Origin of the sequence: Actinomycetospora lutea (assembly GCF_028737205.1) — a bacterium.
Taxonomy (GTDB): Bacteria; Actinomycetota; Actinomycetes; order Mycobacteriales; family Pseudonocardiaceae; genus Actinomycetospora; species Actinomycetospora lutea.
Genome location: NZ_JAQZAL010000011.1, coordinates 176,660 through 194,082, shown reverse-complemented (window position 1 = coordinate 194,082; position 17,423 = coordinate 176,660). Strand labels below are relative to the sequence as shown.

The following is a 17,423-nucleotide window of genomic DNA, read 5'->3' as shown; positions in this document are numbered from 1 at the left end:
CCTTCAGCAAGCCAGATCATCGCAGGTCAGGAGCACCTTTCGTCTTTCAGGATCTCGTGTGAACCCAGCCCGATGAAAGCCCCGGGCTAGCGCGGGCTCACTCACACCGAAGAGGGTCCCGCGGTCTTCGCTGCGCCGATCCCGGTGAGCAGGAAGCACGTGCAGACGTGGCTGCACCCGCGGGACGAGCCCAGAGGCTTTGGGACCAGTTTGGGACCACACGACCTGCATGACGGGGCACAACACCTGCGCAGTTGATTCTGCGGGTCCACCCCCACACACGGCCTGACCTGCGGCGACCGCTTGCCCGCCGTCCTGGGGGTCAAGGGGTCGCAGGTTCAAATCCTGTCGTCCCGACGCACACGACGAACCCCTCCGACCAGGGTATCCGCCCAGGTCAGAGGGGTTCTTGTCTGTCTGCTCTCGATCATCGAGTGAAATCTTCCTGCCGGGTGCTCGAGACCCTGGACGTAGGCGTCGGCCATCCACCCGGCCCCGGGGTGAGCTCTCCCGCCGCTCGCGGCCCCGACCTGACCTCGAGGACGACGCCGGGCTGGGACAGCCCAGGGTCCGGTCCGCACGGGGGCGTTGGTCCCGGTGCCGGGCCCCCGCGAGGGCCGGTCGTCGAGGCCTTCGGCCCCTCGTGCACCGCGGCGGCGGGCGACAGCGTGGGGAGGGCCCACCGCGGTGGCACGGCGTCCTGACCGGGCCGTGCGCCCCCGGTGCGGACCGCCGGTCGACACCACCCCTCGAGAGGCGCCGTCATGGACGATCCCCGCCCACCCGCCAACGACCACGTGCCCGCCGGCGGTGGGGCCCCGGTCGAGCCGGGGGAGCCGGCGGTCGAGCGCCGCGGGCCGACCCCGAGGGTGCGCCGCAGCCGACGCGACCGTGTCCTCGGCGGGGTGTGCGGCGGCCTGGGGGAGTACCTCGGGGTCGATCCGGTCCTGGTCCGTGTCGTCGCCGTTGCGCTGACGCTCTCGGCCGGGGTCGGCGTCCTCGCCTACGTCGTCGCCTGGATCGTGATCCCCGAGGCGGGCGAGGACGAGCCGCCGGCCACGATCCCGCGGGCCGATCGGCACACGGTGGCCGTCGTCGCCGGGGCAGCGCTCGTCGCGCTCGGGGTGCTGCTGTTCCTGCGCGCCCTCGTGCCGTGGTTCGACGGTGTCGTGTTCTGGCCGCTGGTCGTGATCGCGATCGGCGTGTTCGTGGTCCTCTCGGCCCGGCGGTGAGCACGGTGTCGACGCTCAGCCCGCCCACGTCGCGACCGGCCCCGCCGGCCCGGGAGCCGCATCTCGAGCGGCTGGTCACCGGTCTGCTCCTGGTCGCGCTCGGGGTCGCGTGGATGCTCGACGCCGCGGGGGTGTCGGTGCCGTGGCGGCTGTTCCCGGCGGCCGCGCTGCTGCTCACGGGCGCCGCACTCGTGATCGCCGCCGCCGGCGGGTGGCCCCGCCGCGGGCTCGTCGGGCTCGGCGCGGTCCTGCTCGTCGCGGCGGTCGCGGTCGGGGTCCACGTCGAGCGCTTCGCCGGCCCGGTCGGTGATCGGGTCGTCGCGCCGACGGGCGCCGAGTGGGGCGTGCCGGTCCGGGTCGCCGCCGGCACCGCGACGGTCGACCTGACCCGTCACCCGCTGCCAGCGTCGGGCCGGCTCGACGTGTCGGTCGGCGCCGGGCGGGTCGTCCTGGTGCTGCCTCCGACCTCGGCGGTGCGAGCCGACGTCGAGGTCGTCACCGGCGCGGTGATCGTGGACGGGGCCCGGGTCGACGACGGCATCCAGGCCCGGTGGACCGAGCCGGGCCCGGCGCCGGTCACGGTCGCGGTCGACGTCGCCCTCGGCGAGGTGGAGGTGCTCCATGCGCAGTGAGCGCAATCGCGTCGCGGTCGCCGCGGCGGCCGGGGTCGGCTACGTCCTGACCGGCGGGGTATTGCTGCTCCAGGAGCTGGGTGTGGTGGCGGTGGCCTGGTCGTTCGTCGTCCCGCTGGTGCTCACCGTGGCCGGGCTCGCGCTGCTGGGCACCGCGGGCGCCGGGGGCGGCGCGACGAGCCCTGGGAGATCTGCTCGCGGGATCGGGGACGACGCCGATGGCCGGCCCCCGGGGTGGTGACCGCCGGGGCTCCCCGCCCCGGATCGGGCTCGCGGCCCGCCTCGAGCACGTCGTGGACCGGCACTCGGTGCGCCCGGGGGCGTGGCTGTTGCGGCGCACCCGCGGACGGGTCGTCCGGCTCTGGCGGCGGCGGGCCCTGGTGCTCACCACGCGGGGCCGGCGCTCGGGACGGCCGCGCACCGTGGTGGTCCAGTACTTCCCCGACGGCGCCGACATGGTCGTCGTGGCCGCCAACAGCGGGCTGCCCGTCCAGCCGGCCTGGTATCTCAACCTGCTCGACCACCCGCGGGCCGTCGTCGAGGTCGAGGGTCGCACGGTGCCGGTCCACGCCGAGCCGATGACCCGCGACGAGGCCGCGGCGTGGTGGCCGCGCGTGCTGGCGGCGGCCCCGGACTACGCCCGCTACCCGCGTCGTACCGACCGCCCGATCCCGCTCGTCCGGCTCGTCCCGCTCACCACGGAGGTGCCGCCGTGCCGATGACACAGGCCCCCACCGCGGGCCGCCCCGCCCACGCCGGGTCCGTCGTGGCGCGACGACTCGCCGGTGCTCTGGCGGCGACGTGGTTCGCCGCGACCGTCCTCGGGGTGCTCGACCTGCCGGCCGTCGCGGTCGTCGTCGTGCTGGGCGTGCTCGTGATGCTCTCCGACGAGCCCGACACCCGTGACCCCCGGCGGGGGGTCGTCGCTAGCCGGCGCAACGCCGTCCTCGCGGGGGGCGCGACCGCCGCGTTCGTCCCGGTCGCCGTCGGCGCGGACCTCTTGGTCGGCAGGGTCCCCCTCGAGATCGCGCCCCTCGTCCTGGGCGCCCTGGCCGGTGTGTGCGTGGCGCTCCCGCGCCTGGCGCAGACGCGCGAGCTCGCCGCCCCGGCCGTGGTCGGGCGACGAGAACTGATCCTCGGGGTGACGGCACTCGTCGCGGGGGCCCGCGCCTACCAGGCGGGCGAGACGGTGATCGCGATGGTCGCGTTCGCGGTCGTCCTCCCCGTCGTGATGGTCGTCCGCCGGGTCCGTCGCGGCGAGGGCCGCCCGCGTTGGCCGGCGCACCGGGCCCACCGAATCCAGGCCGCGAACCTCTGGTTCTTCCTGGCGGTGCTGGCCGCGGCCGGGCTGCCCGGCACCTTCGTCGTCTGGGGGTCCTACCTCCCCGGCGCCGGGCCGGTGGTGGCCACCGCGTTCTGGGTGGGTCTGGCCCTCGCGGCGGTCCTGGTCGCCGTCCCGGTGCGGCGCGTCTCCGTCACGGCCAACCTGCTGGCCCTGCTCGCCTCCGCGGTGCTCGTCGCCCAGCTCGTGGGCACCCTGAGCGGCCCTCGCGACGCGGTCACGATCGGGCTCCCGCACGCCGGCGCATGGACGGCGATCTCCGCCGGGCGGAGTGCCCTGGTCAACAACCACTGGACCCTGACCGTGCAGCGCGACGCCATCGACGTCGTCGGGATCACCGACGGCCGCACCCACGACGGCGACGGCACCCGCCTGGAGGACTTCCTCATCTTCGGCCAGCCGGTCCTCGCGGTCGCCGACGGGCGGATCACCGAGGTCGTGGACGGCCTGCCGGACCTGCCGGTCGGCGGCTACACCCGCCGCGACATGGCCGGCAACCACCTCGTCCTCGACGTCGGCGGCGGCCATCACGTCCTGTACGGGCACCTCAAGCAGGGCAGCGTCCGCCCCGGGGTGGGCGAACAGGTCCGGCGCGGCCAGGTGCTCGCCCAGGTCGGGGACTCCGGCAACTCCGGCGAGCCGCACCTGCACCTGCAGGTGCAGAACAGGCCGACCTTCGACGTCGAGGACCGCACCATCCGCACCCACCCGATCCTGTTCGCCGACGCCGTCGACGCCGATGTCCGGCGGGGCGAGATGCTGGCGCCGCTCGTCGGCGTCCCCCACGGCGGCGGGTCCCGGCGGTGACCGTCCGTCGAGTGCGGGCCCGCGGGGCGTGGCGGAGCAGGCGTGCGGCCCGGATCGTCCCGCCCGGAGAAGTCGGGTCGGAGGTCCCTGGGAGGTCGGCCGCCGGCCGCGGAGGCTGGGGCGGGCGGATGGAGAGTGGGATGGTCGAGGAACGGGTCGCGGAGGGCAGGCCGCGCCGGGGCCCCACGATGCGGGCCACGGTGTGGTGTCTCGTCACGGTCCTCGTCGGGCTGGTCGCGGTGAGCGCCCTGGCCACCGGTCTCGCCCGTCTCCGGGTGGCCGACGAGGTCCGCGAGCTCGCCGACCGCCTCCTGCCCGCGCAGCAGGCGACGACGGCCCTCGTCGTGGCGCTGGTCGACCAGGAGACCGGACAGCGCGGCTACTCGCTCACCGGCGACCCGACCTTCCTGGAGCCCTACGTCACCGGGCGGGCTGGGGAGGCCGAGGCCACGACGGCCCTGGCCGGCATGCTGCGCGCCGACCCGGTGGCCGGTGCCGAGCTCAGGGCGGTGACGGCGGGCGCGGCGCAGTGGCGCGCGGAGGTGGCCGAGCCGACCATCGCCGCCCGGCGCGCGGGCGCGGTGACCGCCGCGCAGGCGGAGGTCTCGGAGCGCCGGGGCAAGGAGCTGTTCGACGTGCTACGGCAGCGTCTGCGCGCGCTCGAGCAGCGCACGGCGAGCGAAGCACAGGACGCCATCGCCGCCACCTTCTCGGCCCAGGCCACCGCGAACGTCGTCGCCGTCACCGCGACCGTGCTCGCGGTGGGGGTCGCGGTGGTGTCGGTGCCCCTCGTGCGGCGCCGCCTCATCCGGCCGCTGGCCGACCTCGAGGCGCAAGCGGAGCGCACGGCCGCCGGCGCCTACACGACGCCCATCGCGCTCATCGGTCCCGGGGACGTCACCACGATCGGGGACGCGGTCGAGACGATGCGGACGAGCCTCCTGCGCCACGGCGCGGAGCTGACCGACGCGCGCCTCGAGCTCGCGCTCCGCGATGCCCGGGACCGGTTGTCGGCCGAGGTGCACGACAACAGCATCCAGCGGCTCTTCGCCCTCGGCCTGACCCTGCAGGGTGTGGCCCGCGACCACCCGGCCGCGCAGGACGACCTCGACTCGCTCGCCGACGAGATCGACGACATCGTCGGCGAGCTGCGCGAGCTGATCGCGAACCTCGTGCGGACCGAGGTCTCGGCCGCGACGCTGCGCGAGCAGATGTTCGACGTCGTCCGGGACAGCGGCCGTGCGCTCGGCATCACGCCGGCGCTGGAGGTCCGGGGTCCGGTCGACGACGCCCTCACCGACGACCTCGCCCGCGAGCTGCTCGCCGTGTTGCGTGAGTGCCTCGTCAACATCGCCCGCCACGCGAGCGCGCCGTCCGCCGCCGTCCGCCTGGTCGTCGACGCCGAGGGCGTGACGCTGCGCGTCGAGGACGAGGGCGTCGGCGTCCCGCGGGACATCGAACACGGGGAGGGTCTCACCGTCGCCGCGGCCCGCGCCGAGCGGTTCGGGGGGACGCTGTCGGTCGCGCCTCGGCCCGGCGGCGGCACGCTCGTGTCGTGGTGGGTGCCGCGACCCCAGGAGGTCGGGGAGCGCGCCGGGCGCTGTGGTTCCACCTGGCCGTGCCCGGGCGCCTGACGACGGCGGTCGCCGGCCACACCGGGCCGCAGGTCCCGGTCCGGGAGGGCACGGCGACCCTGGGGCCGCACGGTCTCCGGGAGGACGGTCGGAGCATGACCGACCGACGCCCGGCTCCGACCCCCCGACGTGGCTGGTCGATCGGAGGCCGCCGGGACGTGGTCGCCGGCCTACTCGTCCTCGCCGCGGTCGGTGTGTGGGCGGTGGGGGCCGTGCCCGGGACGGCCTGGCCGCTGGCCGGGACCCGGTCGACCGCTCTGGTCGTGCTGGTGCTGGGGCTGGCGGCGGCATGGGTGGGCGGGGCAGGGCGGGCCTCGATGCCTCCGTCCGTGATGCGACCGCTGGCCGCCCTCGGGCTGATCGCCGCAGCGACGGCCACGGTCACACTCGTGACGGGCAGCCCGCTCGGGCTCTCGGTGCTCGTGCTGCTCGTTGTGGTGCTCTGGCTGCTCGCGACCGTGCACCACCTCAGCGCGCGACGCTGACCCGCGCGCGCCGACCCCGCCACCCGGGACCGGGAGCCACCGACCGAGCAGGAGCCCGCCGCGAACACCGCGACGGCAGGCGCACCGAGGGCTCGCGGACGGGTCGGGACCTTCGGCAGCGGGCGCGGCCCGGTCGGCACCTCGCCGCGCCACGGACACGCCGATGGGATGGGCGGGACGCCGCCCGAGGAGGACCCTTGACGATCACCGACCCGGCCCCGCCCGCGAGCGACCACGGGGCCGTCGCGGCGCCACCGCCGACCGCGGCACCGATCAGCGAGGCCTGGCGGGACGCGCTGGTCGACCTCCTGGTGCTCGCGGAGCACGGCGACGCAGCGGCGGCGGGCCGGCTGCGCGGCTGGACCTCGGTCGACCCGACCGCGCAGGCCGTCGTCGCCCGGATGCGCCGCGACATCGGGTCGCTCCGCTCCGTGCGGTGAGCGATCGGTCGGGTCCCGACCCTGCGACGTGGGGGGCGGGTGCTGATGGTGATCGCGCCCGACGCAGGTCGACCGGGTCGCCCCGGCCGGAGGTCCCGGCCCGCGGTGCCGTCGGGCCCTGGTCCACGGGGCGTCCGGACGCGAGCGTGGAGGCGACACCCTCGAGGAGGCCCCACGTGATCGACCACTCGGTGCCGCCGACGGGCGTCCTCGTCGGCGTGGACGGCAGTCCCGCGACGCACAATGCCGTGGCCTGGGCCGCGCGCGAGGCCGCCCGCCGCCGGTCGACGCTCGTCCTCATCCAGGTGCTGCCCCCGTCGGACCGGCCGCACGACGAGACCCGCGGCCCGTCGGGTCGCGCGCTCGCCCTGCTCGGGCGGGCCCGGAACGCCGCCCACGCTGCGGCCCCCCACCTCCCGGTGCACTTCGCGGTGGTCGACGGTGTGGTCGGCCCCGCCCTCGCGGCGACCGCGGCCCGGGCCGACCTGCTCGTCCTCGGTGCCCGTCCCCGTGGCGCGGTGATCGACGCGGGCGTCGGGCGCACCGCGGCCCACGCGATGGGTCACGCCGCCTGCCCCGTGGTGATCGTCCCGTCGCACTGGGACCCCGGCGCCGAGACCGCTCCGGGAGTGCTCGTGGGTGTCGACGGCTCCCCGGAGGCGGCGGGCGCGCTGGCGTTCGGCGCCGACGTCGCCGACCGGGACGGGGCCTCGCTGACGGCGGTCACCGTCACCGCCGGTAGCGGCGAGGAGAGCGACGAGGACGCCCGGCGCCACCTCGCCGAGGCCACGACGGGCATCACCAGCAGCCGCCCGGACCTGCCCCTGCACGAGGTGGTGCGCCAGGGCCAGCCGGCCGAGGAGATCCTCGCCGAGGCCCGCGCGGGTGCGGCGCTGGTGGCGGTGGGCTCGCGGGGGCACGGGGCGATCGGTGGCGTGCTGATCGGCTCGACGAGCCAGCGGGTCGTGCGCGGCGCTCCGTGCCCGGTGGCGGTCCTGTCCCCGCCCGCGGCCGCGGCCTGGGCGCGCGAGCACTCCGGCGCCGGGGAGGCGACGTGACCGTGACCTCGATGGGAGCGCGGGTGCTCCCGCAGGCCCCGTCCGTGGTCGTCGGGGTGGACGACGGGCTGCTCCGGACGCGGGTGCTCGACCGGGCCGTGGCCGAGGCGCGGCGCCGGGACCGGACGGTGCGGATCGTCCACGCGCACCCCGCGGAGGCGGCCGGTCCGCCCGACACGCCCGGGGACGACGACGCCGGCGCGCGGGCCGAGGCCTACCTGCGGCGCACCGCACCCGACCTCGAGGTCCGGCGCACCTGCGACCCGGCCGATCCGGCGACGGCGCTGGCGGGGGCCGGCGACGCCACGTCGGTGCTCGTCGTCGGCGACCGGCGGCGTCGCCTGGGCAGCGACGCCGGCCGGACCACCGAGGAGCTGATCACCATCGCGCCGTGCCCGGTGCTCGTGGTCCCGGAGTACCGCGGGCCCACGCCTGCCGGCACGCGCCGGGCGGGGGTCGTCGTCGGGGTCGACGACGCCCCGGGCGCCGCGGAGGTGCTGCTCACCGCCCTGCGCGCCGCCGAGACGCTCGGCGAGTCCGTCGAGGTGGTCCGGGCGGTCAGCGAGGTCGGGTACGGCGCCGGCGGGATCACCCGCCGGGAGGAGGACGAGATCGACCCGGCCCCGGTCGACGCCCTCGTCGCCGCGGCCCGCGAGCGGGTCCCCGACGTCCCGGTGGAGGTGGTGATCGCCGAGGACCGCGCGGCGCGGCTGCTGCTGGCGCGCGCGGCCGGTGCCGACCTGGTCGTCCTCGGTCACCGCGGCCACACGGCCGGGCACCTCGTGGGTGTCGGGTCCACCACGCGCTCGGTGCTCCTCGCCGCGCCCTGCCCCGTCCTCGTGCTGGGCCCGGCGATCACCGTGGGCGGCCCCGTCGCGGGAGCGGGCCGATGACCGCGCCGGGTTCCGCCGGGGCCCGGGGCATCGCGCTGGTCGTGGCCGGCTTCGACGGCTCCGACGAGGCCGCCGAGGCGGTGCGCTGGGCGGCCTCCCTCGCCCGGCTCACGGGCGGCGCGCTGCGCGTGGTGTGGGCCTGGAAGCTGCGCGACGTCTGGGACACCGCCGTGGCGGACCAGGAGACGGGCACGCCGCACCTCGCCGAGATGGAGGCCGTCGCCCGACGCCGGCTCACCGAGGTCGTCGAGGCGCTCGTGGGCGAGGAGGTCCCGGACGTCGACCTCCACCTGACCCAGGGGCCCGACGCCGCGGGCATCCTCCTGCGCGCCGCGCACGACGCCGACGTCCTCGTGGTCGGCTCCCGGGGTCGTGGCCGGGCCCGGGCCGCGCTCCTCGGATCGGTCAGCGCCCGCTGCGTGCGGGAGGCCACGTGCCCGGTCCTGGTGATCCCGCACCGTCTCGCCCCGGTGCCGGCCCCGGTGTCGGTCCCGGGCTCCGGTTCGACGTCCTCGTGACGTCCCGGCACCCCCGTCGGGTCGAGATGGGTGCCGACCGGGTGACCGCCCACCGGCTCCGGGCGCACCACCTCGACCGTCGCCTCGACCCGGGGCAGGCGCACGCCGCGGCCGGCGCCTGCGCGGTGCAGGACAGCCCTCCGAGGTCGGCCGTGATCGCCCTGCACGCCCGGGTGGCCGACCTGGACCCCGGGTGGGTCCGGGACGCCGTCGAGGACCGCAGCCTGGTCCACACCTGGGCGATGCGCGGCGCGCCGTTCGTCCTGCCCACCGCCGACCTCGCCGTGTTCACCACCGGGGTCCTGCCCCCCGACGAGGCGGCACGCCGCCGGTTCGTCGTCGGGATCGAGCCGGCGCTCGAGCGGCTGGACCTGGGCATGGACGAGGCCGTCGCGCACCTCCGGTCCCGCATCGACGAGGTCCTGCGGGACCGCCGGCTGGCGATCACCCCTCTGGGCCGGGAGCTGGCCGGTGCGGTCGCGGACGACCTGCCCGCGGCGAGCCGCCGGACCTGGGCGGCGGAGGGCCCGTACGCGCCCGGGCAGACGTGGGGCGAGGCGGTCGTGCACTTCGGTCTGCGCCTCCTCGCCCTCGAGCAGGTGGTGTGCTTCGCGCCCCGCGAGGGCGCCACGCTGCCGTTCGTGCTGTTCGAGCAGTGGCTCGGGCGGCGGCCGCCCGCCGTCGGCGCGGCGGCCGCGCGCCGGGCGATCGCACGGCGCCACCTGCACTGTTACGGCCCCTCCACCCGCGCGGAGATGGCGGCGTGGCTGGGCGTCGCGCCCCGCGACGCGGGACCGTGGTGGTCCGCGGTCGAGGACGAGATCCGCGAGGTGCACGTCGACGGGCAGCCGCGATGGGTGCTCGACGAGGATCTCGACGCCCTGTCCGCACCCCCGCGGGCCGCCGGCGTGCGCCTCCTGCCGCCGCACGACCCGCTGCTCGGGCTGCGCGACCGCACGACCCTCCTGCCGCGTGAGCTGCACGGTCGCGTGTGGCGGGCCACGGGCGCCCCCGGCGTGGTCCTGCTCGACGGTCGGCCGGTCGCCCTGTGGCGCGCCCGCACGCGGGGTGACCGGCTGCTCGTCGACGTCGAGCCGTTCGCGCCGCTGCCCCCGGCGGCCCGCGACCGTGTGGAGGCCGAGGCCGCCGCGATCGCGGCCCTGCGCGGCTGCTCGTCGGTGTCGTTCGCGGTGTCCTCCGCAACGTCCTCCGCAACGTCCTCCGCGGCGCCATGATCGAGCGGACGTCCTCCCCGGCGGGGACCGGGGGCCTGGTGCGGGCGCGCACGCGGGCGCACGGTGGTGGACGGCACGGAGGCGCCGGAAGGGGTGGGTGGCGAGATGGTCCCGAGCGACGACGGCGGGCCCCGGTCCCGCGGCGATCAGGACGGCGCCGCCCGGCGGCGACGGCGGACGCGGCTGCTGCAGCGCTACGTGCTCAACCCCCCGGTCCGGCTCGCGACCCGGTGCGGGTGGGTGCCCGGGCACGTGCTGGTGGAGACCGTCGGGCGCACGACCGGCCGCCCGCGCCGGACCGTCGTCGGCGCCGAGCTCGAGGGCGACACGGTCTGGATCGTCGCCGAGCAGGGTCCGTACGCCGGATACGTGCGCAACCTCGTCACCGAGCCCCGCGTGCGGCTGTGTCTCGACGGGTGCTGGTACGACGGGGTCGCGCGACTCGCACCGGAGGTCGACCCGGAGCGCCTCCTGGCCCGCTGGGACCGGCCCGTGCACGCCGCCGGCGTGCGACGCTTCGGCACCGCCCTGCGCGTCGTGCGGGTCGACCTCGAGGCGCACCCGACCGGCCGTGCCCCGGGAGCCCGCCACGGGGGACGCCTGCGTCGGTGGTGGTACCGCGGGCGACGGCCGCACTGGACGGCGCGACTGCTCAACCGGCTCTCGGCGGCGCAGTTCGCTGCCGGGGTGCTCTCGCCGGCCCGGGCGGTGACGCTCGAGGTCCGGGGACGCCGGTCGGGGCGGACGGTATCGCTGCCCGTCGTCGTCGCCGACCACGACGGGCAGCGGTACCTGGTGGCGATGCTCGGCGAGCGGGCCCAGTGGGTGCAGAACGTCCGGGCCGCGGGCGGCCGCGCCGTCCTGCGACGGCGGGGACGCGAGGAGGTCCGTCTCGAGGAGATCGAACCGGGTGAGCGGGGCCCCGTGCTGCGCCGCTACCTGGCCCTCGCGCCGGGGGCGCGCGCCCACGTCCCGGTCGACCGCCGGGCCCCGCTCGAGGAGTTCGAGCGCATCGCACCGTCGTTCCCGGTCTTCCGCGTCGTCCCCGTCCCGCCGGAGGAGCGGTAGCGGGCGTCGTCCGGGCACGCCCGCCACGCGCGGGCACGGCGACGCGCCGCCCGGCGCTCGTCGGTCGCCGCCCTCCCGGGAGCCCCCGACGCCCGCGAGCCGCGAGACGCGTCGTCGTCACGGGCTCTCCACCCCGTCCCGCGCCACGATGTCGCGCACGACCGCGCGGAAGCGCTCGAACTCCTCGAACTGCGGGACGTGCCCCGAGCGCTCGAACGGGATCCACTCCTTGGTGGGCGCCACCAGGCGGTCGAACCACTCCCGTGCGGGGCCGGAGCGGGCGGTGAGCTCGTGGGTCCCGGCGAGGACGTGGACCGGGACGTCCAGCCGCGGTACCTGGGTGCGGAAGTCGACGCCCTGCAGCTGCGGGTACATCACCGCACCCATGTCGATCATCGCCTTCAGCTTGTTGACCTTGTCGAGCGGGCCGTACTCGGACGCCCCGGTGCCGTCGATGCCGGCCGGACCCTGGGTCCGGAAGTACTCGGTGCGCTCGTAGGGCTCGAGGGCGTCGTAGTACTCGATCAGCAGGGCGTTGACGTAGACGTCGCGGTAGGGCGGGGGCCCGACGGCGCGCATCCGCTCGGCGAGCGCGACGTCGCCGGTGCGGGCGGCGAGGTCGAGGACCTGGCGGTGGATGATGCGGTCGGCCTCGAGCTGGCTGGCCATCTGGCCGAGGCCGACGTAGGCGGCGAACAGCTCGGGGCGACGCTGCGCGGCCAGCACCCCCAACGTGCTGCCCCACGAGTTGCCGACCAGGACGATCGGCCGCCCGCCGAAGCGGTCGCGCAGATAGGTCGCGAGCTCGACGGTGTCGGCCACCGCCCGGTCGAGCGTCCACGTCGCGGTCGGGTCGAGCTCGGCGTAGGAGGTGCCGGTCCCGCGCTGGTCCCACACCGCGAACACGACGTCGTCCTCGAACTCGGTCATGTAGGCCCGCGCGTAGCCCAGGTCGCTCTGACCGGGACCGCCCGCGAGGTAGAGCACCACCGGCGCCGTGACGTCGCGCCCCCGGATCATGACCGTCTGGTCGTGGCCCCCGAGGCGCACGGTGGCCAGCTCGGCGATGCTGCCCGGCACCGGGCGGCCGGCCGCGTCGACGATCGGCGCGGTCGTCCCCGGACGGGTCATGACGACGGCCAGGGCGACGAGGGCGACCGCCACGACCGCCGCGACACCGCGACGAGCCCACCGCGCCGCCCGCCCCCAGCCGTGGGCGGCGGGCGACCCGGCGTGCCGGCGGGCGATCCCCGCCCCCACCGCCGCGCCCAGCACCATCGGCACGAGCTGGACCAGCGCGTGGAACCCGCGGCCGAGGACCAGGGTGAGCACCCCGAAGAACGTCGAGATCTCGGGCCGGTCCACGGTCGGGCCGACGACGCCGACCCGGCCGAGCTCGACGGCCAGCGCGAACACCACCGGCGCGAGGAGCATCGCCCACCGCGACCGCAGCACGAACCCCGCGGCCGCCCCCACCGCGAGCCCGACGGCCATCGCCACCACCACGCCCGGCGGTGTGATGGGCCCCCGCGGCATCGTCAGCGCGGTCAGCCAGCCGGCGAGCGCGGCGAGGGCGACGACGGCCGCGGTCCGGGCCCGGCGCCGCCCGCGGCCGTCGACCGGGCTCCGGTGGGGATCCGCGGGGGTGAGGGTGCCGGTCACCGCACGCCCGCCGGCGCGCGGCCCTGCGCCCGTCGCACGACGGCCGGCGCCAGCGGGTGCTGCGCGCCCTCCGCGTTCCTCATGGGTCCGAGGGTCGGGCCGGCACCGGCCGTCGCGGCAGGGCCGGCCGGCCCGGTCGACGGCCCGAGGGTCCCGGTCCGGAGGGACGGGTGCGCCTGGGCCCGCAGGACCAGGACCCGTAGGGAGGGACCGTCGAGAGGAGACGCCGTGTCCACCGCCGTCGAGCACGTACCCCGACCCGTCGCGCCGGGCCCCGAGATGGCGGCGCTGCGGCGCTTCCACCGCGACACGACCTGGACCGGCACGATCGCCGAGGGCGGCATGGGGCCGGGCACCCCGGAGATGACCGCCGCGGGGCGGGGCACCCACGAGGTGATCCAGGACGGCCGCTGGGTGGTCGGCACCTACGTGCAGGACCAGTACCTGCACGACGGGACGCACGTCCTGACCTGGCAACTGCACTGGGTCGCCGGGTGGGACCCGGTGCTCGGCGAGTACCGGGCGACCGTCGCCGACTGCTACGGGCACGCCGAGGTCATGCGGGGGCGCATCGACGGGGACCGGCTGGTCTTCGAGTCGACCGGCGACCCCCCGGTGCGCCTCCGGCTGGTCTGGGACATCAGCGATCCGGACGTCCTGCGCTGGCGCAACGAGGTCTCGGTGTCGGGCGGGCCCTGGTCGCTCGTCGAGGAGTACCGGTGTGTGCCCACGACGACCTGACCCTCCTCGACGCCTGGTGGCGCGCGGCGAACTACCTGTCGGTCGGCCAGATCTACCTGCAGGACAACCCGCTGCTGCGCGAGCCGCTCGCCGCGGAGCACGTCAAGCCCCGCCTGCTGGGGCACTGGGGGACCACGCCCGGCCAGACGTTCGTGTGGGCCCACCTCAACCGCGTGGCCCGGCGCGGCGGCTTCGACCCGCTCTACGTGTCCGGCCCGGGTCACGGCGGCCCGGCGGTCGTGGCCGCGACGTGGCTGGAGGGCACCTACTCCGAGCGGTACTCCCACGTGACCGCCGACGAGGAGGGGATGCGGACGCTGTTCCGCCAGTTCTCCTTCCCCGGGGGCATCCCCAGCCACGTCGCCCCCGAGACGCCGGGCTCCATCCACGAGGGCGGTGAGCTGGGCTATGCGCTGGCGCACGCGTACGGCGCCGCCTTCGACAACCCCGACCTGCTGGTGGCCTGCGTCGTCGGCGACGGCGAGGCCGAGACCGGCCCGCTGGCCACCGCCTGGCACGCCAACAAGTTCTGCCACCCGGTGCAGGACGGCACGGTGCTGCCGATCCTGCACCTCAACGGCTACAAGATCGCCAACCCGACCGTCCTCGCGCGCATCCCGGAGGAGGAGCTGCTCGCGCTGCTCACCGGCTACGGCCACCGTCCCTACGTCGTCGAGGCGGGCATCGACGAGGACCACGCAGCCGTCCACCGGCGGATGGCGGACACGATGGACGAGATCGTCGAGGAGATCGCCCGCCTGCGGCGGGAGGCCGCGGAGGCGTCCGCGGCCGGGCAGGAGGTCGGGCGTCCCCGCTGGCCGATGCTGGTCCTGCGCACGCCGAAGGGCTGGACCGGCCCCCGCGACGTGGACGGCGTGCGGGTGGAGGGCACGTACCGCGCCCACCAGGTGCCGCTGTCCGGCACCCGGGAGAACGCGGAGCACCGCGCGGAGCTCGAGCGCTGGATGCGCTCCTACCGGCCCGAGGAGCTCTTCGACGACGCCGGCCGCCCGCGCCCCGAGCTCGCCGACCTGCACCCGGGCGGGGACCGGCGGATGAGCGCCACGCCCCACACCAACGGCGGCGAGCTGCTGCGCGACCTGCGACTGCCCGACTTCCGCGCGCACGCGGTCGCCGTGGACCGCCCGGGTGGGCCGGTCGCGGAGTCCACGCGCGTGCTCGGCGGCTGGATCCGTGAGGTGGTGCGGCGCAATCCGGAGAACTTCCGGCTGTTCGGGCCCGACGAGGTCGCGTCGAACCGTCTGCAGGACGTCTTCGCCGTCACCGACCGCCAGTTCCTCGGCCGGATCGCCGAGGGCGACGACCACCTCGCGCCGCACGGCCGCACCGTCGAGATGCTCTCGGAGCACATGTGCCAGGGCTGGCTCGAGGGCTACCTGCTCACCGGCCGGCATGGTCTGTTCACCTGCTACGAGGCGTTCATCCACATCGTCGACTCGATGCTCAACCAGCACGCGAAGTGGCTGAAGGTCACCCGCGGCATCGCGTGGCGGCGCCCGATCGCGTCGCTGACCTACCTGCTCACCTCGCACGTGTGGCGCCAGGACCACAACGGCTTCTCCCACCAGGACCCCGGGTTCATCGACCACGTGGTGAACAAGAAGGCCGAGGTCGTGCGCGTCTACCTGCCGCCGGACGCGAACACGCTGCTCTCCACCGCCGACCACTGCCTGCGCAGCCGCGACTACGTCAACGTGATCGTCGCGGGCAAGCAGCCCGCCCCGCAGTGGCTCGACACGGACGCCGCGGTCGCGCACTGCACCCGCGGGCTGGGCGTGTGGGAGTGGGCGTCCAGCGACACCGACGGTGAGCCCGACGTCGTCCTCGCGTGCGCCGGCGACGTCCCGACGCTGGAGACGCTCGCCGCGGTCGACCTGCTGCGCCGGCACCTGCCCGACCTGCGCGTCCGCGTGGTCAACGTCGTCGACCTCATGCGGCTGCAGGACCCGACCGAGCACCCGCACGGGCTGCCCGACCGCGAGTTCGACGCCCTGTTCACCCCGGACAAGCCGGTGATCTTCGCCTACCACGGCTACCCCTGGCTGATCCACCGCCTGACCTACCGGCGCACCAACCACCCGAACGTCCACGTGCGCGGCTACAAGGAGGAGGGCACGACGACCACGCCCTTCGACATGGTCATGCTCAACGACCTCGACCGCTTCCACCTCGTGATGGACGTGATCGACCGGGTCCCCGGACTGGCGGTGCGGCACGCCGGGCTGCGCCAGCGGATGGCCGACGAGCGGCTCGCCTGCCGCGAGTACACCCGTCGCCACGGCGAGGACCGGCCCGACGTCCGCGATTGGGCGTGGGAGGGCAGCGGCCGCCCGGCGGGGACCGGGGAGGACACCGCGCCCGACCTCCCGGACGACGTCCGTACCGGCCCCGTCCGTACCGGCCCCGATCAGCACGATCCCCTCGCCGACGTCCGGGAGACGGAGCGCGGCGGGGCTCGACCGGCTCAGGGGCGGTGATGCGGGTCCTCGTCCTCAACGCGGGGTCGAGCAGCGTCAAGCTGCGGGTGGTCGAGCCCGACGACCGGGTGGTCCACCGGCGGGATCTCGACGCGCCGCGCGGTCGACCCGCCGCCGGAGAGCTGGAGGCCACGGCGCTCCGGCTGGCGCGGGAGGCCGGCGGCGTCGACGCGGTCGGTCACCGCGTCGTGCACGGTGGCGCCGACCTCACGACGGCCACCGTGGTCGACGCGCACGTCCTGGACCGGATCGATCGGCTGACCGCCCTCGCCCCGCTGCACCAGCCTCCGGCCGTCGCCGGGGTCCGGGCGATGATCGCGGCGCTGCCGGACGCGCCGTCGGTGGCGTGCTTCGACACGGCGTTCCACGCGACGATGCCGGAGGCGGCGCGCACCTACGCGGTGCCGCGGTGGTGGCGCTCCGAGCTCGGGTTGCGCCGCTACGGCTTCCACGGCCTGGCCCACGACTGGGCCTCGGCGCGGGCCGCCGAGCTGGTGGACCGGCCGCTGGAGCGGCTGCGGGTGGTGGTGGCGCACCTCGGGTCGGGTGCGTCCGCGTGCGCCGTCCGCGACGGACGGTCGGTGGACACGACGATGGGCTTCACGCCCACCGCGGGGCTGGTCATGGGCACGCGCTGCGGCGACCTCGACCCCTCGGCGGTGACCTGGTTGGTGCGGCGGGCCGGGCGGCCCGTCGACGAGGTCGACCACGCCCTGGACCACGGGTCCGGGCTGCTCGCGCTGGCCGGTGACGCCGACATGCGCCACGTCCTCGACGCCGCCGACGGCGGGGACGCGGACGCTCGCCTGGCTGTCGACGTGTGGGTGCACCGCGCGTGCGCGCAGCTCGCCGCGATGGCGGCGGCGTGCGGGGGCCTCGACGTGCTGGCGTTCAGCGGCGGGGTGGGGGAGAACTCCCCGGTGCTGCGCCGACGCGTGGCCGCCGGTCTCGGGTTCCTCGGGGTCGCCGTCGACCCCGGCGCCGATGCGCTCGCGGTCGGTGGGGTGGAGGCCGACGTGTCGGCGGCGGACGCGCGGGCGCGCACGGTGGTCGTGCACGTCCGCGAGGACCTGGTGATCGCCCGCCAGGTGCGCGCGGTCCTCGCCGGCCGGTGACCACCCAGGACCCGTGTGGCCGAGGGTTCGGTCGCCCGGGCGGGGACCTTCGGCCCGCGAGAC

General features: G+C 76.4%; 17 protein-coding genes. 16 read left to right on the top strand and 1 reads right to left on the bottom strand.

The window, feature by feature from the left end; genetic code table 11:
* The first annotated feature begins 764 nt into the window (after nucleotides 1-764).
* From PHK61_RS14520 to PHK61_RS14460, 13 genes are all read left to right on the top strand, one after another.
* Entirely contained in the window at nucleotides 765-1,232 is a 468-nt protein-coding gene (locus PHK61_RS14520) for a PspC domain-containing protein (RefSeq protein WP_274281700.1), read from the top strand.
* A gap of 5 nt (nucleotides 1,233-1,237) precedes the next feature.
* The gene (locus PHK61_RS14515; RefSeq protein ID WP_274281699.1) at nucleotides 1,238-1,864 is read left to right on the top strand and encodes a hypothetical protein; all 627 of its coding nucleotides are present in this window, start codon (nucleotides 1,238-1,240) and stop codon (nucleotides 1,862-1,864) included.
* Nucleotides 1,854-2,105, top strand: a complete 252-nt coding sequence (locus PHK61_RS14510; protein ID WP_274281698.1) for a hypothetical protein — start codon at nucleotides 1,854-1,856, stop codon at nucleotides 2,103-2,105. The genes PHK61_RS14515 and PHK61_RS14510 overlap by 11 nt, the downstream gene beginning before the upstream one ends.
* Entirely contained in the window at nucleotides 2,083-2,586 is a 504-nt protein-coding gene (locus PHK61_RS14505; protein ID WP_274281697.1) for a nitroreductase/quinone reductase family protein, read from the top strand. The genes PHK61_RS14510 and PHK61_RS14505 overlap by 23 nt, the downstream gene beginning before the upstream one ends.
* Nucleotides 2,583-4,013 carry a M23 family metallopeptidase gene (locus PHK61_RS14500; protein WP_274281706.1) on the top strand — a complete coding sequence of 477 codons (1,431 nt, stop codon included), beginning with the start codon at nucleotides 2,583-2,585 and terminating at the stop codon, nucleotides 4,011-4,013. The genes PHK61_RS14505 and PHK61_RS14500 overlap by 4 nt, the downstream gene beginning before the upstream one ends.
* A gap of 140 nt (nucleotides 4,014-4,153) precedes the next feature.
* Nucleotides 4,154-5,647 (top strand): CHASE3 domain-containing protein, encoded by a 1,494-nt coding sequence (locus PHK61_RS14495; protein ID WP_274281696.1) that lies wholly within the window; start codon nucleotides 4,154-4,156, stop codon nucleotides 5,645-5,647.
* A gap of 95 nt (nucleotides 5,648-5,742) precedes the next feature.
* Complete coding sequence (locus tag PHK61_RS14490; RefSeq protein WP_274281695.1) at nucleotides 5,743-6,132, top strand: hypothetical protein; 390 nt, start codon at nucleotides 5,743-5,745, stop codon at nucleotides 6,130-6,132.
* Nucleotides 6,133-6,329: 197 nt separating this feature from the next.
* Complete coding sequence (locus tag PHK61_RS14485; RefSeq protein ID WP_274281694.1) at nucleotides 6,330-6,572, top strand: hypothetical protein; 243 nt, start codon at nucleotides 6,330-6,332, stop codon at nucleotides 6,570-6,572.
* A 176-nt stretch (nucleotides 6,573-6,748) separates the two neighbouring features.
* A complete protein-coding gene (locus PHK61_RS14480) occupies nucleotides 6,749-7,630 on the top strand; it encodes a universal stress protein (RefSeq protein WP_274281693.1) in 882 nt (293 codons plus the stop codon).
* Complete coding sequence (locus PHK61_RS14475) at nucleotides 7,627-8,523, top strand: universal stress protein (RefSeq protein ID WP_274281692.1); 897 nt, start codon at nucleotides 7,627-7,629, stop codon at nucleotides 8,521-8,523. The genes PHK61_RS14480 and PHK61_RS14475 overlap by 4 nt, the downstream gene beginning before the upstream one ends.
* Nucleotides 8,520-9,041 (top strand): universal stress protein, encoded by a 522-nt coding sequence (locus tag PHK61_RS14470; RefSeq protein WP_274281691.1) that lies wholly within the window; start codon nucleotides 8,520-8,522, stop codon nucleotides 9,039-9,041. The genes PHK61_RS14475 and PHK61_RS14470 overlap by 4 nt, the downstream gene beginning before the upstream one ends.
* 41 nt (nucleotides 9,042-9,082) lie before the next feature.
* Entirely contained in the window at nucleotides 9,083-10,276 is a 1,194-nt protein-coding gene (locus PHK61_RS14465; protein ID WP_274281690.1) for a winged helix DNA-binding domain-containing protein, read from the top strand.
* Between the two features lie 105 nt (nucleotides 10,277-10,381).
* Nucleotides 10,382-11,344, top strand: a complete 963-nt coding sequence (locus tag PHK61_RS14460; RefSeq protein WP_274281689.1) for a nitroreductase family deazaflavin-dependent oxidoreductase — start codon at nucleotides 10,382-10,384, stop codon at nucleotides 11,342-11,344.
* A gap of 117 nt (nucleotides 11,345-11,461) precedes the next feature.
* Here PHK61_RS14460 and PHK61_RS14455 read toward each other — a convergent pair whose 3' ends face one another.
* Nucleotides 11,462-13,006 (bottom strand): alpha/beta fold hydrolase, encoded by a 1,545-nt coding sequence (locus PHK61_RS14455; RefSeq protein WP_274281688.1) that lies wholly within the window; start codon nucleotides 13,004-13,006, stop codon nucleotides 11,462-11,464.
* A gap of 228 nt (nucleotides 13,007-13,234) precedes the next feature.
* Between PHK61_RS14455 and PHK61_RS14450 the strand changes: the two genes are divergently transcribed.
* Genes PHK61_RS14450 through PHK61_RS14440 form a run of 3 tightly spaced genes read left to right on the top strand, consistent with a single transcriptional unit; the run spans nucleotide 13,235 to nucleotide 17,360 of the window.
* On the top strand, nucleotides 13,235-13,747 hold the full coding sequence (locus PHK61_RS14450; protein ID WP_274281687.1) for a DUF1579 family protein: 513 nt from the start codon (nucleotides 13,235-13,237) through the stop codon (nucleotides 13,745-13,747).
* Entirely contained in the window at nucleotides 13,726-16,245 is a 2,520-nt protein-coding gene (locus PHK61_RS14445) for a phosphoketolase family protein (RefSeq protein WP_274281686.1), read from the top strand. Before PHK61_RS14450 ends, PHK61_RS14445 begins: the two co-directional genes overlap by 22 nt.
* Nucleotides 16,245-17,360 (top strand): acetate/propionate family kinase, encoded by a 1,116-nt coding sequence (locus PHK61_RS14440; protein ID WP_274281685.1) that lies wholly within the window; start codon nucleotides 16,245-16,247, stop codon nucleotides 17,358-17,360. The genes PHK61_RS14445 and PHK61_RS14440 overlap by 1 nt, the downstream gene beginning before the upstream one ends.
* Nucleotides 17,361-17,423 lie beyond the last annotated feature (63 nt).